Consider the following 15,528-nt stretch of genomic DNA (forward strand, 5'->3'; position numbering starts at 1 on the left):
ATAAGTCTGTTTGTTTTTATTTCTTTAGTAATATATTATAAACTGGCAGATAAGTCGCTCTACCAAGTTCTTACAGAACTTACCTTTTTGTATAGTAATATTTAAAGATTTAATAGCAATATTTTAAGATATTCAGTGATCGGTTCCGCAAACAATCAAAACAATCACTATTTATGGAAGCGCGGATAACTCGAAAAACAGCGGCACTTGCAATCTTTCTGATCAGTGCATTTCAGACTTACATTTATGCCGGCCGCCCCTCTTCTTGTCAACTATTAATCATCAATTCTTATACCGAAAACTGTCTGTGGAGCGATGACTTTATGGCCCCTGTCTATAAAGAGTTTCGCGTCCAGAACAGCCCGGTTGACATATGTGCCGAGCACATGGAACTGATGGCGACCGTTGTCCCGGATATGCGCAAACAGGTCTTCATGTCCGACAGGCGCTGGATCAGTGCGCAATGCAGGAAAGAAGCGGAGGAAGTGATGCCTTTCCTGTTGATCGGCGGCTATTTCTGGACAGACAGTGAAATAAAGAAACATCTGCTCCCGGTGATCAAAAGCCGCCTGGACGGAGCGTCGCATCCGCACAGAGTGGAAACGACAGCGATGGGGACGCCCCCATCCGTCATCAATTATGCCGACTACGTAGAGAGCGGACTGTTGCTCGGCCTGTGTCCCGACGACACTGTTTTTGGTATGAAGCCCCCCACTTTTTTCGAGCGGAACAAATATTATCTGGCCCTGTTTTTCTCTTTGATGGCACTGGCCGTCATCTATGTGATATGGCTCCGGAGGGCGCTGCATGAGAGGAGCAGGCGGCTGGAGATCATGAGGAGCTATAGCAGTCTGGTCGAAAACATGCCCGTTCTCTATGCCCGTGTCGAGCTCATATTCGACCCCGGTGCCCGGATTATCGACTATGTCTACCGGGAAGTGAATCCCACTTTCGAGAAATACATCCTGCCCAAAGAAAAAATACTGGGAAAGAAATACAGCGAACTCAATCCGGATTATTCGCCGGAACTGCCCGACAGGTACAGCGAACTGAATGACAACAGGCAAATAACCTTTCAGTATTATCTGGAGAAGACGAAAACTCATCTGACCGTCATCTCCATACATTCCAAAACGAAAGGCTGCGTCGATGTCTTTGGTGTGGACAATACCGAACTGGTGCTGACGCAGCAAATGCTGAAATCCACCAACCATAAGTTGTCCGCCGCCCTCGACGCTGCCGACATGACCCCTTGGAAATGGGATTTGCAGACCGGCCTCCTCTCGTGCAACGTCAGCCACGACTTGTACGTCACCGAAGAGGAGGTGACGCATGACGGCAACCTGATTATCGTGCCCACCTCCGCCTGTTTCGCGAAAATCTGCGATGAAGACCGCGAACGCGTGCGGGACGCCTTCGAGCGCCTCGCCAATGGCGAAACGCAGAAAATGCGCGAGGAATATCGGGTAGGCAGACAGTGGCTTCCCTCCCCGCAACAGAATGAATGGGTAGAAGTGCGCGCAGCCGTGGACGAGCGCGACGCGAACGGAAAACCGCTGAGCCTTATCGGCACTTCGATGACTGTCACCCAACGAAAGGAAATGGAGGAAGCGCTCGTACAGGCAAAGGTGAAAGCCGAGGAGGCGAACACGCTCAAATCTTCTTTCCTCGCCAACATCAGCCACGAAATACGCACTCCCCTCAACGCCATTGTCGGCTTTTCCTCGCTGCTGGTGTCGGCGGAAAGGGGGATTTCGGAAGAGAAACAGGAATATATCAACATCATTGAAAACAACAACACACTCCTGTTGCAGCTTATCAGCGATGTGCTCGACCTTTCGAAGATCGAAGCCGGAACGATGGAGTTCGACTACGCCCCGGTAGATGTGCACGGCCTGTTTATCGAACTCGAAGATACGTTCCGGTTGAGGAATAAAAAGTCCGGCATCTGTATCTGCTATCACCGCCGGACGACCGAATGTGTCGTAAAGGCGGACCGTAACCGTCTGGTACAGGTGATGATGAATCTGATGAATAATGCCGTGAAGTTTACCGGGGAAGGCAGCATTGAGTTCGGGTTTGATGTGCGCGAAGACGGTTTCCTGCATTTCTATGTCACCGACACCGGTTGCGGGATACCGGAGGAACGGTTGGAAGAAATCTTCGGGAATTTTGTCAAACTCAACAGCTTTGTGCAGGGCACGGGACTCGGACTCACCATTTGCCGGGCAATCGTCGAAAGGATGGGAGGAAAGATCGGTGCTGTCTCACGGCTGGGGCATGGGAGTACTTTTTGGTTCACGCTGCCTTATACGGCCAACGAAGAGAAGGTTTGAAAGGGACGTGGCGTGACGGAAATATACTTGCTTCCCGAAGAATGGGACTTTTTAGTCAGCCCCTTCCCGAAGGGAGGGGAAGCCATGCGGATAGTCAGCTCGAATCAAGGCTCCCCCAAGAAACGGAAGATGAGCCCTACTTGCGCCGGAGTGAGCAGGATGGCTTTCTCGGAATATCCCGTGCGGGCGAGTTCGTTTTGTAGTGCCGTGTTCTTGGCGATCCAGCTGCGGAGAGTGCGGCGTGCGGAGGCGGGCTGTATGTGGGGCAGGTAGAGAGTGGCCAGTTGGCTTTTGCTGTATGCCTGTATGCGGGGCAGGGTTGCATTTTCTTCGGAAGTTGGTTTCATGATTTTTGCTTTCATTGTCTTTTGATACTGCTTTTACTATCTTTTCTATATTTCTTTCTTTCATTTTCGTTGCCAATGTAAAGGTACGCTTTTTTTAGTCGTTTGGTGTTGCTTTGTACAGAAGTCCTTGGAGGCAGTATTTGTGCGAGGCCGTGCCGACTGGTGCTCTTCCGTTACAAGTCGTTACATCGTGTATCCGGACTTTTTTGCCATCGCCTACTTTTGTCACCGTAATCGATTGCACATAGAAAACTTACATCAACCATTAAAAAAAGAAAGGAAAACAACCTTATGCCATTAATTTACAAACCTTACCAGGCGAATATCGCCAACAAAGCGGGACAGAAACTGTATTACCCCCGCCTCGTGAAATTCTCGAAAATGGTCAACACGCAGAAGATGGCGGAGCTGATCGCCGAGAAGGCTTCTCTGACACCGGGTGATGTCCACAACGTGATTCGAAACTTGATGTCCGTGATGCGTGAACAGTTGCTCAACAGCCGCACAGTACGTCTCGAAGGCTTGGGCACATTTACGATGATCGCCAAAGCCGGAGGAAAGGGAGTCGTGTTGGAAAGTAAAGTCAGCAGTTCGCAGATCGTTTCGCTGCGCTGTCAGTTTACTCCCGAATATACCCGTTCTGCCGATGGCGTCACTACCCGTGCACTGACTTCCGGAGTAGAATTTGTCCACGTCAAGGACGTAGCGGGCGGCTTTGTGGACGACGATGATAAAAATCATTCGGGAGGCGGAGACAACCCCGGCGGAGGAAGCACTCCCGGAGGCGACGACGATGAGGCTCCGGACCCAACCGTTTAATGAGGCTGAATCGCTGACTCACTAATGCATGATCGGTTCCCTTATTAAATTGCTCCATTCACTCTGTTTTTTAACTCTAAAGAAGGAAGCTATGAAATTATTTTTAGAAAAGTTATTGGATATTTTGGAAGCACTCTTGCGCTTCCGTCGTCGGAAAGCTAAAAAGACGGGAGATTCATAAACCGACCTCCTCTCTTAAAAACTAGAGAATCCCCTTTTATTTAAAACCGTATCTGTCTATGATATGGGGTTGAATAAAGGGGATTTTTGTATGGGAAAGTAATAGGTAATTGTATAGTAATAGGTAGTGGAATTTAATTCATTTCATTTCTTGTGCGAAATGATTCATACCTGCTCTGAGATGTAGGATTTATGGAAAAGTGTAGTATCAAAAAATGGGTCACCTATACCCTTGTTTGCTACATTATGTTTTTTGAGCCCGATAATGCGGTAGTTGGAGAATTTTGACATCTATAAAAGAATATCCCGGCAGATTGGATAACAGTCAACCGCCCAACCATAAAAAGGGCTGCCCCAATTCTACTTGGGAGCAGCCCTTCTTGCTTTTTCCGGTTTATCTCTAATGCATTTTATTTAATCAGATAGACTTTTTGAAGATAAACCCTTTTGTTGTGTGCTTTTGGGGGATGAGCCACCTTACGGCATTTCTGTTTCCATTTGGAATTTCCGGCTTACCTTCATCAGGTTAATGATGTAAGTCACTACATTTTGAGCTTCCTGCACCATGGTCAGATAAACCATACTTACTCGGATACTGCCCGACTGGCTTTGGATGCGCTGCAACTCTTTGCGTTTCAGTTGCGATAGCTGTCCGTTGAGGTCGTTGGCACGGCGGATTTCCTCTTCCATATTCTGATAATCGTTGTTTTCCAACTTCTTGCGGCATTGCTGAATCAGATAAGTGATGTCCTCGGCCACGTCGCTGAATTCACCTTTCTGAATGGCGTCGAGCGGGTTGAAGTTATTGTCGATGTGTTCAAGACACGGTTCGCAGAGGCGCGAGATGCTGTACACCAGTTCGCTGGCGAAGTCGTTGCCTTGATAGTAGTAGAGTCCTTTTTCGAGCACGGTGTTGTTGTCGAGGCGGCACATGGCAACGGTTCCGGTGCGTTTCATCTGCTTGATGAGCTGCTTTTCGAATTTCGTGGAACCCATGGCACGACGTAGTCCGCGGAGGTTTTCGTGTATAAAGGAGGTGACGGTCAGTTCGAAATTCGTTTCGGCGTACTCCAGCACTTTGGCGAGTTCTTCGCGGGTATGTTTACGCATCAGTTGCAGCGCTTCTTCGCTGTCGGCGGTCTGCATGAGTTGTTTCAGCGTTTCGTTGCCTTTCTCTTTCGCCTTGCGTTTCTTATACATCACCTGGCTGCGGATGAGGATGAAAATCGCTATTCCGATCAGTGCGATGATGGAGATGTTGCCGCCGTAGTGCAGCACGAGGGCTACGAAGAAGCAGATGGTGAAGGCGGCTCCGGCAGTGATGAACCAGCCGCCGATGACGCTTAGAACGCCTGTGATGCGGTAGACGGCGGAGTCACGTCCCCATGCACGGTCGGCGAGCGACGTACCCATTGCTACCATGAAGGTGACGTAGGTGGTAGAGAGCGGCAGTTTCAGCGACGTTCCCAAGGCGATGAGCAGACCGGCGAGGACGAGGTTGACAGAGGCGCGGACGAGGTCGAAAGCGGCTCCGTCGGCTATGATGGCTTCGTTTTTGCGGAAACGGGAGTTGATCCACTGCTTCGTGCTTTCGGGCATGATGCGGGAGGTGCCGTTGGCAAGTGTCATGCTGAAACGTACCAGTGTGCGTGCCATCGGGGTACTTCCGAAGTTCTCTTCTCCTTCATCCTGACGGGAGAGGTCTACCGAGGTTTTGATGACAGCGTGCGCCTTTTTGGAGGTGCAGAGGGCGTAGACCATGATGGCGCCGGCACCGATAAGGAAGTACCACGGTGTCTTGGCGGGGCCTAGCAGCGAGGTCATCAGGAAGCTGTCCGGACTTGCTCCGGCTCCGTTGGTGGTGTAGTCTATGAAGGAGGAGTAGCCTGCGAGGGGGACTCCGATGAAGTTGACGAGGTCGTTGCCGGCGAAGGCGAGGGCGAGGGCAAAGGTGCCCATCAGTACCACTACTTTGAAAACATTGACTTTGAGCCAGTGAAGCACTTGCATCAGTGCCGTGAAGAAGACGAAGAAGCTGGCGATGAGCAGCAGCGTGTTGTCCTGTATCCACTGTTTGTTTTCGGGGGTCATGAAGGAGCTGTCTTTCAACCCTTTGATCAGCATGAAGTAGATGATGGAGGTGGCGGCGATCCCACCGAAAAGGCCGATGCTGTATTTGATGTTTTTCGTGTAATTGAACGTGAAAACGATGCGGGCGAGCCACTGTACTAACATACCGAAGAAGAAGGCGATGGCTACGGACACGAAAATGGCCATGATCACGGAAAGTGCTTTGTCGGTGTTGATCAGATCGCCCAACGCAAGGGTGGCGTCATTGTTTACTTTGATCAGGGAGAGGGCGAAAGTTCCTCCGAGCAGCTCGAAGACCAGTGAGACGGTCGTGGAGGTGGGCATGCCCATAGAGTTGAAGACGTCCAGAAGGACTACGTCGGTCAGCATGACGGCGAGCAGTATACACATGATTTCGGCAAAGTAGAAATGCTCGGGCTGATAGATTCCGTGACGGGCTATATCCATCATGCCATTGGACAGGGATGCGCCAATGAAAATACCGATCCCGGCTATGAAAAGAATGGTTTTGAACGAAGCGGCCTTGGCGCCTACCGCCGAATTCAGAAAGTTGACTGCATCATTACTGACTCCGACGATGAGATCGAACACGGCCAGCACGAACAGGAAAATGATAATGCATAAGTAAATTGTCTCCATAAAGAAAGTTGTGTATGTTATTTCTGGGTGCAAAGGACGGGGTTTGAGGTTGCAGGGGGATGTCATACATGTTACATTTGTGTTACAACGTTCTTTCTTTTGTCTTGAAACAAAAGAAAGAACCAAAGAAAAATTCAAGGCTTACTTTTTTCTCCTACTCGCTTCCTTCACTACGCTAAAGGGCAGAAACTCGCTCCGCTCAAACAGTCTACCCTTCTTAACGCTCCGTTGCGGGCGCTCGCTTGACGGAGAAAAAAGTAGGCCGGGGGACCGTGCGGGTGGGGTGGAGCGGGGGGAGGCGGTGCGGGGGGAGGTGATGTGTGAGGTGGCATGTGAGGGATGTGGGAGGTGATGTGTGAGGGGGGTGGGAGTTTTGGGATCAATCCGAGAAAAAAGGTTGTTTCCAGTTTGTTTCTTTCGAATGAAAAATGAATCCGAATGAAAAATGAATCCGAATGAAAAATGAATCAAACAGTAGTATCTCTATTGGGGGGTGACTAAAAAGTCGATTCTATCTCTATTCTCCTCCTTCGGGAAGGAGGAGTGGTCGAAGACCGAGGTGGTAGGAGAAATAATGTTTGTTCCTATTTCTTTGTAAATAACAGGATTATGTATTCACCTACCACCTCCCCCTACGGGTACTCCTCCTTCCCGAAGGAGGAGATTTTAAGATACTATTGACTATCATTTAATTCAAAACTGTAAAGTATGGAGCCAAAACTGGGTTTTCGGACTGCCCGAGTTTTGTCATGGAAATGATAAAAGTGTGACGGTTGTGTTGTAATATATTGAATTGCTTGTAAATATTTAATTTTATATTATTTGTCGAAGATTTTATTTGTATGGGTGTTTTTTCGTCCGAAAAAACTTCTTGCCTACGAAGGCTTTGCCCCTCGTCCCGTGATGTTAGTCAGATAACTGCTGACAAAGAATATTGTCGAAGGGGAATCGGCTAATTGCTTTTTCAGAAGATGAACGAAAGCAATAAGCACGATTCTGTTAAGATTATCAAGACTGACATTGGGTGTAGCTCAATGACTGCTTTCCTCCGGTCGAAAAACATCGGACCGGAGGGCAAGCAGTTGGAGATGATCAAAAAGTTATGAGTGCTGCGCTTCCTGCGCTTTTTTACTCAGCCATTCATAAAAATCGTATTGGGCACGGACAGCAGGGGTGCCGGACGCTCTTTTTTTGAATACGTTTTGCAGTTTGTCGTCTACCCAACAGGCTTTTTGGTTGTCAGCAAGCTGGATATGGAGCATTTCGATCAGACTGGCGCGCAGGTCAGGGTCGAGGATGGGGGTGACGGCTTCGATACGGCGGTAGAGGTTGCGGCGCATACAGTCGGGCGAGCCCATGTATATTTTGGGGTGCCCTTCGTTGCCGAAATACCAGATGCGGGCGTGCTCCAGAAAACTGTCGACAATGCGGGTGACACGGATGTTACGGCTGTATGACTGCTCCGGTATGAGGCAGCAGATGCCGCGGACGATGAGGTCGATCTGCACGCCGTGTTCGGAGGCCTCGTAGAGTCGGTCGATCATTGCGGGGTCTTGGAGGGCGTTCATTTTGAGGATGATACGTCCGCCTTTGCCTTGGTCGGCAAGGGATATTTCACGGTCGATGAGGCGGTTCAGTTCCGGTATGAGGTTGAAGCGGGCGACGAGGAGAGTGGTGAATTTCGGGTCTTCCTTGCCTTGCAGGGTGCGGAATAGGTTGTAAAGGTCGTTCACTATTTCCTTGCGGCAGGTGAAAAGTCCACAGTCGGCGTATAGGGTGGCGGTCTTTTCGTTGAAGTTGCCCGTGCTGATGTAGGCGTAGCTGGGGATTTTCTCTCCATTCAGTCCGCGGCGACGGACGAGGGCCACTTTGGCGTGTACTTTTAGTCCGGGGATGCTGTAAATGATTTTGATGCCGGCGGCTTGCATCATTTCGGCGGTGGCGAGGTTGTTCTCTTCGTCGAAACGGGCTTTGAGCTCGACAAATACGGTGACTTTCTTGCCGTTCTGCGCGGCGGCTATCAAGGTGTTGATGACGGCCGAGTTTTCGGCTACACGGTATTGGGTGACCATGATTTCGCGCGTCTCCGGATTGTGCACTGCTTCGTAGAGGAAGTGGGTGAAATGCTCGAAGGAGTGGTACGGGTAATACAGCAGCAGATCCTTTTGGGCGACGTAGTTGAAGATCGATTCTTTTTCGTCGAGGATGTTCAGCTTCATCGGTTGCGGCTTTTCGATGCGGCGGAGAGACTTGTTCGGGTTGGGCAGGTGGCGCAGGTCTTCGAGGTTCAGGTGCTTGTCGCCGGGGACGAGTTCGTCACGGTGGATGCGGAAGGCGTCGACCAGAAAGTCGAGGAAGTCTTGCGGCATGGCACGGTCGTAGACAAAGCGGCAGACGTCGCCTATCTTGCGTTTTTTTACCTTCTTTTTCAGTTGGGCTACGAGGTCGGCGTTGCTGGCGGTGTCATCTATCAGAATGTCGGCGTCACGGGATATTTTGATGCAGTAGCTCGAATCGACGTCGTAGCCGGGGAAAATAAGGTTGAGGTTCGCTTTGATGATGTCCTCGGTGAACATGATGTAATAGTTGTCTCCACGGGGCGGAAGTTCGATGAAACGGGGCACTTTGGCGTACGGCTGCTTCATGACGAAATAGAAAGGCTGCCGGTTGGCGGGGTTCCTGTTTTCCTTCGGATAGAGGCGGATGGCGAGGTAGAGCCGGTTGTCTCGCAGAAAAGAGACGATTTTGTCTTTCGATACGGGCACGGGTTGCAGGTAGGGGAAGATTTCTTCCCGGAAAAAGTCCTTGATAAACTGCTGGTGAAACGGTTCCACGTGTCTGTCCTGGTAGAAGATGATGTGGTTTTTGCGCAGGGCGGGCAGTATCTTTTCTTCGTAAATGCGTACACGGTCGTCCAGCTGGCGATTTACTTCGTGGTTGATTTCTTCCACGAGTTCGCGGGCGGATTGTACGGTTTCTTCATCGCTCTCCGTTGCGCCGGATGCCACGGCCTTGTGGTCCGCCACCCGGATTTTGTAAAATTCTTCCAGATTGGAGGAGTAGATGGAGATGAAATTGATGCGCTCGTATAGCGGCAGGTGCTCATCCAGCGCTTCGAGCAACACCCGATAGTTGAATGAGAGCCAGCTGATATCACGTTTGAAATAATTATATTTGCTTTCCATGTGCTTTAAGATTTTCCCAAATATAGTATCTTTGCAGGACTAAACAAAGAAAATTATGACAAGAATTGGATTATTGTCCGATACCCACGCTTATTGGGACGAAAAATATCTCGAATATTTTGAATCGTGCGACGAAATCTGGCATGCCGGAGATATCGGTTCGGTAGAAGTAGCCGAGAAGTTGGCGGCTTTCCGGCCCCTGCGGGCAGTTTACGGCAACATAGACGGGCAGGAAATACGGAAGATGTTCCCGCAGGTGAACCGCTTCACGGTGGACGGAGCGGAAGTGCTGATCAAGCATATCGGCGGGTATCCGGGCAAGTACGACCCTTCGGTTATCGGCAGTTTGATGGCACGTCCGCCGAAACTTTTCATCAGCGGACACTCCCATATATTAAAGGTGAAATACGACAAAACGTTGGACATGCTGCACATCAATCCCGGAGCCGCAGGGATGTCCGGCTTCCATAAAGTGCGGACAATGGTGCGCTTTGTCATCGACAACGGAACGTTCAAAGACCTCGAAGTTATTGAATTGGCAGGATAGATTTCTTACAATTCATTTTGTCACGTCAGATTTCTTTCCGACCTTTGCACACAGTAAAATGAATAACTCAGACGACAATGAAAGGAATTATTCTGGCCGGTGGAAGCGCCACTCGTCTTTATCCGCTTTCCAAAGCGATTTCCAAACAAATCATGCCTGTATACGACAAGCCGATGATCTATTATCCGCTGTCTACGCTTATGCTGGCAGGGATACGGGAGGTCTTGGTCATCTCTACTCCGCGTGATTTGCCGATGTTTCGGGACTTGTTGGGCTCAGGTGAGGAGCTCGGGATGTCTTTCTCTTACAAAATACAGGAGCAGCCTAACGGACTGGCACAAGCCTTTGTGTTGGGAGCTGATTTCTTGAACGGTGAGGCAGGTTGTCTGATACTTGGGGACAATATGTTTTATGGACAAGGGTTTTCCGCTATGCTCCGGCGTGCTGCCGGTGTGGAGAAGGGAGCCTGCATCTTCGGCTATTATGTGAAAGATCCTCGGGCTTACGGTGTAGTGGAGTTCGACGAACAAGGCAAAGTGATTTCTCTGGAAGAAAAACCACTGGTACCGAAAAGTAATTATGCCGTTCCCGGACTTTATTTCTACGACGCTACCGTGACGGAAAAAGCGGCTTCTCTCCGCCCTTCGGCACGTGGAGAATATGAGATAACGGACCTGAACCGCCTGTACCTCGAAGAAGGAACACTGAACGTGGAACTGTTCGGACGCGGATTCGCATGGCTGGATACCGGAAACTGCGACAGCCTGCTCGAAGCCTCCAACTTCGTGGCTACCATTCAGAACCGGCAAGGCTTCTACGTCAGCTGTATCGAAGAGATAGCCTGGCGGCAAGGATGGATTTCGTCCGGACAATTGCTGCTGCTCGGACAGAAACTCGAAAAGACCGAATACGGTAAATACCTGATAGAACTGTCTAAACAACCCTTGAAATAAACATAAATAATCATATATGAAAACTTATCTGGTGACCGGTGCCGCAGGATTTATTGGCGCCAATTATATTAAGTATATCTTGGCCAAGCACAGCGATATAAAAGTGGTGGTTCTTGACGCCCTGACGTATGCGGGTAATCTGGGAACTATTGCCAAAGATATCGACAACGAACGTTGTTTCTTTATCAAAGGAGACATTTGCAGCCGCGAAGTGGTGGACAGCCTTTTTGCCGAATACCGTTTCGACTATGTCGTGAACTTCGCCGCCGAAAGCCATGTAGACCGCAGTATCGAAAACCCGCAACTGTTTCTGATCACCAACATCCTCGGTACGCAGAATCTGCTGGATTGTGCCCGCCGTGCCTGGGTGATGGGTAAGGACGAACAGGGATATCCTACCTGGAGAAAAGGAGTGCGCTACCATCAGGTATCTACCGACGAGGTGTACGGCTCACTCGGTGCGGAAGGCTACTTCACGGAAGAAACCCCGCTTTGTCCGCACAGCCCGTACAGCGCTTCGAAAACCAGTGCCGACATGGTAGTCATGGCTTATCACGACACTTATAAAATGCCGGTAACGATCACCCGCTGTTCCAACAACTACGGCCCCTATCATTTTCCCGAAAAACTGATTCCACTGATTATCAAGAATATACTCGAAGGCAAACATCTGCCTGTCTACGGTGACGGAAGCAACGTGCGCGACTGGCTTTACGTAGAAGACCACTGCAAAGCGATCGACTTGGTAGTGCGCGAAGGCAAAGAGGGCGAAGTGTACAACGTAGGTGGTCACAACGAAGAAACCAATCTTGAAATTGTGAAGCTGACCATTGCCACTATCCGTAAACTAATGACCGAGAAACCGGAATATCGTCAGGTCCTCAAAAAGAAAGTGAAAGGTGAAGACGGAGAAATCTCCGTTGACTGGATCAACAACGATCTGATCACTTTTGTCAAAGACCGTCTGGGGCACGACCAGCGTTATGCCATTGATCCCACGAAGATCACGAACGCCTTGGGCTGGTATCCCGAAACGAAATTTGAAGATGGCATCGTGAAGACAATCGTATGGTATCTTGAAAATCAAGACTGGGTGGAAGAGGTGACCAGCGGAGACTATCAAGGTTATTACGAAAAGATGTACGGAAAATAAATCAATGTCGGATCAAGAATCCTATTGATAGCAAAATACCCATTAACAGCATATTACGTGAAGTCTCACCTAGTATGCTGTTTAATTTTTTACCACTGTGAATCTGCACCATCCGTCTCCATGTGAGGACATGAGGAATCAGGTAGAGTAACGGAAGAAGTGCGGCAAACAAGTGTCCTTCGAAGAAGAACCAGAAACACAGAAGACTTGCTGCCACCCCCAGCATCAAATAAAGATAGCGTCCGAACTTCTCGCCAAAACGAACGATGACCGTCCGCTTTCCGCTCCGTGCATCCGCTTCACGGTCTCGGTAATTGTTGACTACCAGCAAGGTATCAATCAGCAGTCCGCAGATAAGAGAAGCTACCGTTGTGTCCGAAGTCCATGTCAGCGCCTGTACGTAGTACGTTCCACCCACGGGGACGAATCCGAAAAATACGATGACCAGAACATCGCCCCAGCCGTTGTAGGATAATGGATAAGGACCTGTGGTATAGAGGAAAGCGAAGAGTACGCAGAGAAGTCCTACTATGATCAGCTCCCATCCGGCATAAAACAGCAGCGCAGATCCGATCAGACAGGCGAACAGGACGGTGACGATGATTCCGTTTCGCATGGCTCTCGGTGAAATCCAGCCTTGTGCGCAGGCTCGTTCCGGTCCCAGCCGGTCTTCGCGGTCGGTTCCTTTGAGGTAGTCGAAGAGGTCGTTGATAAAATTGGCGGCAATTTGCATCAGACCGGCGAACAGGCAGCAGATAAGGGCCGGCAACCATTGAAAATGTCCATCCATATAAGCAAGTGCGCTACCGATCATGACCGGCGTAATGGCTCCTGTCAGAGTTTTGGGACGTGCTGCTAATATCCACGCACGCAGCGAGTTACGCTTTACTTCTTCCATGCTTTAATATATAATAATAAGTTTTGACGGACAAAGATACATGATTTTTCCTATCTTTGCGCCTCAAATAGTGGGGGAATGTGTTATATGTAGAAGAAAATAAACCAAAGAAGATGAAAAAAATAAATTACCTGTTCATAATATTCGTATTATTCCTGTTCGTATCTTGTAAGTCAAAGAAGAATGTTGTATCGATCCTGCCTCGTCCTGTGCTCAATGTCGATTCCGTCCGTCCGGACAGTTCCGCCGCTATCGACGGCCTGTTTGCTCCGGATCATTCTCAGCTTGCCGACTTGAAAGTTTCGACGAAAAAGCAGAAGAAAACAGCGAAGAAAGAAGCTGCGACCGAGCAGGAAGAACGTAATTTGGTACTTCGCGGAACGAAGATCACGTCTTCTACCGTGAACGTCCCTGCCACTTATAGCGGCATAGACCGTGTCGTGGAATATGACTTCACCCACCGTGATGTCCCCGAAGCCTTCGAAGGCTTCCGCATCGCCTTCATTTCCGACTTGCATTACAAGAGTCTGCTGAAAGAGAAAGGCTTGAACAACCTTGTCGATCTTTTGATCGCCCAGAAACCGGACGTCTTGCTGATGGGAGGAGACTATCAGGAAGGCTGTGAATACGTAGAACCGTTATTTGCCGCATTGGTCCGTGTGAAAACACCGATGGGAACTTTCGGGGTTATGGGAAATAATGACTATGAACGCTGCCATGACGAAATAATCCGCACGATGAAGCATTACGGGATGCGTCCGCTGGAACACGAAGTCGATACATTACGCAAAGACGGTCAGCAGATTATCCTTGCCGGAGTACGCAATCCTTTCGACTTGAAACAAAATGGGGTGTCGCCCACACTGGCGCTTTCTCCCAACGACTTCGTTATCTTGTTGGTGCATACTCCCGACTACGTGGAGGATGTTTCGGTGGCCAACACGGACATCGCTTTGGCAGGACATACTCATGGTGGACAGGTACGCGTATTCGGTTACGCCCCGATACAGAACTCCCACTACGGCACCCGCTTTCTGACCGGACTGGCGTACAATTCAACTAAAATGCCATTGATTGTTACTAATGGGATCGGTACTTCTCAGATGCCTGTACGAATCGGTGCTCCGGCAGAAATCATAATGATTACGCTTCATCGTCTCAAAGAGTAGATGATCAGTGCTCCCTTATACTCTGTCGGATATATTCTCTAATATACTCCCAAACCTTTGGATGCAAGAAGTATCTTACATCTTTCTTCTCATTAAGTGCCTGACGGATAAACGTAGAACTTATTTCAAAGGTAGGTGAATGGACCAGACGGACTGTTTCGGGCAGCCCGTTTTCATTTACCGGGAATCCGGGGCGGGGATAGATAAGAATACGGTTTTCTTTGATGATGCGCTCCGATTGATACCAGCGGTCGAAGCGGGCCCAGTTATCCGAGCCGATAATTAAGTAGAAGTCCCGTTCCGGATAGGTTTCATGTAGCTTTTCTAACGTATGTACGCTGTATGAAGGGCGGGGCAGATGAAACTCGAAGTCTGAAGAGCGGAAGCGGGGATATTCTTCTGTGGCAAGTTCTACTAACCGGAGACGCAGGTCGTCCGGCCATAGCTCCGTTCCCGCTTTCAGTGGGTTTTGCGGGCTGACCATAAACCAAATTTCGTCCAGTCCTTCATACTCGCAAAGATAGTTGGCCAAGGCCAGATGTCCGATGTGTACCGGATTGAATGACCCGCTGAAGATTCCGGTTTTTAGTTTTTGTCTTTTCAGAGACTCTTTCATTCCTTATTTAGAAATTCTTTGATAACTTTCAGTGTCTCAGCCTTTGCCGCCTCCAGATCATCATTGACGATGACACGATCAAACTGGGGAGCAAAAGTCATTTCGTATTCCGCCTTTGCGATGCGGCATTCGATTACTTCGGGCTCATCCGTGCCCCGACCCGTCAGCCGGCAACGGAGTTCTTCGATGGAGGGCGGCTGTACAAAGATGGACAATGCACGCTCACCGTAATACTTTTTGATGTTGCATCCGCCTACTACATCCAAGTCGAATACTACGTTCTGCCCCTTCTCCAACTGCTTTTCCACTTGTTCTTTCAGCGTTCCGTAATACCGATCCTTGTACACTTCTTCGTATTCCAAAAACTCGTTGTTCTCAATGCGACAACGGAACTCTTCGGGAGTAAGGAAGAAATATTCGACCCCGTGTTTCTCCGTCCCGCGCGGTGGGCGGCTGGTTGCAGAAATGGAGAACGCGAGATTTAAGTTCTGCGTCAGCAGATAATTGATAATAGTCGATTTGCCCGAACCGGACGGGGCAGAAAAAATAATTAACTTGCCAGTCATTTGTTTAATTGAAAATTGAGAATTGAAAG

General features: G+C 49.4%; 13 protein-coding genes. 6 read left to right on the forward strand and 7 right to left on the reverse strand.

Going from position 1 to position 15,528, the window contains the following annotated elements:
• Window positions 1–275 precede the first annotated feature (275 nt).
• Complete coding sequence (locus NBH01_RS05205) at window positions 276–587, reverse strand: hypothetical protein (RefSeq protein WP_234163892.1); 312 nt, start codon at window positions 585–587, stop codon at window positions 276–278.
• A gap of 246 nt (window positions 588–833) precedes the next feature.
• Here NBH01_RS05205 and NBH01_RS05210 point away from each other — a divergent pair, with 246 nt between their 5' ends.
• Window positions 834–2,336: a sensor histidine kinase gene (locus NBH01_RS05210; RefSeq protein WP_236092558.1), complete on the forward strand. Its 1,503-nt coding sequence runs from the start codon at window positions 834–836 to the stop codon at window positions 2,334–2,336.
• Window positions 2,337–2,440: 104 nt separating this feature from the next.
• On the opposite strand, the gene NBH01_RS05215 is transcribed toward NBH01_RS05210, so the two are convergent.
• Complete coding sequence (locus NBH01_RS05215; protein WP_008761088.1) at window positions 2,441–2,698, reverse strand: DUF4248 domain-containing protein; 258 nt, start codon at window positions 2,696–2,698, stop codon at window positions 2,441–2,443.
• 276 nt (window positions 2,699–2,974) lie between these two features.
• Between NBH01_RS05215 and NBH01_RS05220 the strand changes: the two genes are divergently transcribed.
• The gene (locus tag NBH01_RS05220) at window positions 2,975–3,502 is read left to right on the forward strand and encodes an HU family DNA-binding protein (RefSeq protein WP_008766435.1); all 528 of its coding nucleotides are present in this window, start codon (window positions 2,975–2,977) and stop codon (window positions 3,500–3,502) included.
• 657 nt (window positions 3,503–4,159) lie between these two features.
• On the opposite strand, the gene NBH01_RS05225 is transcribed toward NBH01_RS05220, so the two are convergent.
• On the reverse strand, window positions 4,160–6,412 hold the full coding sequence (locus tag NBH01_RS05225) for an inorganic phosphate transporter (protein ID WP_008766433.1): 2,253 nt from the start codon (window positions 6,410–6,412) through the stop codon (window positions 4,160–4,162).
• Window positions 6,413–7,512: 1,100 nt separating this feature from the next.
• Window positions 7,513–9,597 carry an RNA degradosome polyphosphate kinase gene (locus tag NBH01_RS05230; protein ID WP_250700025.1) on the reverse strand — a complete coding sequence of 695 codons (2,085 nt, stop codon included), beginning with the start codon at window positions 9,595–9,597 and terminating at the stop codon, window positions 7,513–7,515.
• Window positions 9,598–9,652: 55 nt separating this feature from the next.
• Between NBH01_RS05230 and NBH01_RS05235 the strand changes: the two genes are divergently transcribed.
• From NBH01_RS05235 to rfbB, 3 genes are all read left to right on the forward strand, one after another.
• Complete coding sequence (locus NBH01_RS05235) at window positions 9,653–10,144, forward strand: metallophosphoesterase family protein (RefSeq protein WP_008766431.1); 492 nt, start codon at window positions 9,653–9,655, stop codon at window positions 10,142–10,144.
• A 77-nt stretch (window positions 10,145–10,221) separates the two neighbouring features.
• Complete coding sequence (gene rfbA, locus NBH01_RS05240; protein ID WP_008761095.1) at window positions 10,222–11,097, forward strand: glucose-1-phosphate thymidylyltransferase RfbA; 876 nt, start codon at window positions 10,222–10,224, stop codon at window positions 11,095–11,097.
• A 16-nt stretch (window positions 11,098–11,113) separates the two neighbouring features.
• Window positions 11,114–12,250: a dTDP-glucose 4,6-dehydratase gene (gene rfbB, locus NBH01_RS05245; RefSeq protein WP_008761096.1), complete on the forward strand. Its 1,137-nt coding sequence runs from the start codon at window positions 11,114–11,116 to the stop codon at window positions 12,248–12,250.
• 1 nt (window position 12,251) lies between these two features.
• Here rfbB and NBH01_RS05250 read toward each other — a convergent pair whose 3' ends face one another.
• Window positions 12,252–13,148 carry a 1,4-dihydroxy-2-naphthoate polyprenyltransferase gene (locus NBH01_RS05250; protein ID WP_008766430.1) on the reverse strand — a complete coding sequence of 299 codons (897 nt, stop codon included), beginning with the start codon at window positions 13,146–13,148 and terminating at the stop codon, window positions 12,252–12,254.
• Window positions 13,149–13,261: 113 nt separating this feature from the next.
• Between NBH01_RS05250 and NBH01_RS05255 the strand changes: the two genes are divergently transcribed.
• A complete protein-coding gene (locus NBH01_RS05255; RefSeq protein ID WP_234140816.1) occupies window positions 13,262–14,317 on the forward strand; it encodes a metallophosphoesterase in 1,056 nt (351 codons plus the stop codon).
• A gap of 4 nt (window positions 14,318–14,321) precedes the next feature.
• Here the strand turns inward: NBH01_RS05255 and nadD are convergent, their stop codons facing one another.
• Complete coding sequence (gene nadD / locus NBH01_RS05260) at window positions 14,322–14,933, reverse strand: nicotinate (nicotinamide) nucleotide adenylyltransferase (protein WP_234140817.1); 612 nt, start codon at window positions 14,931–14,933, stop codon at window positions 14,322–14,324.
• Entirely contained in the window at window positions 14,930–15,499 is a 570-nt protein-coding gene (gene gmk, locus NBH01_RS05265; RefSeq protein ID WP_008761102.1) for a guanylate kinase, read from the reverse strand. Before gmk ends, nadD begins: the two co-directional genes overlap by 4 nt.
• Window positions 15,500–15,528 lie beyond the last annotated feature (29 nt).

This window comes from Bacteroides sp. B1-V-101, assembly GCF_023656585.1.
GTDB classification, from domain to species: domain Bacteria; phylum Bacteroidota; class Bacteroidia; order Bacteroidales; family Bacteroidaceae; genus Bacteroides; species Bacteroides thetaiotaomicron.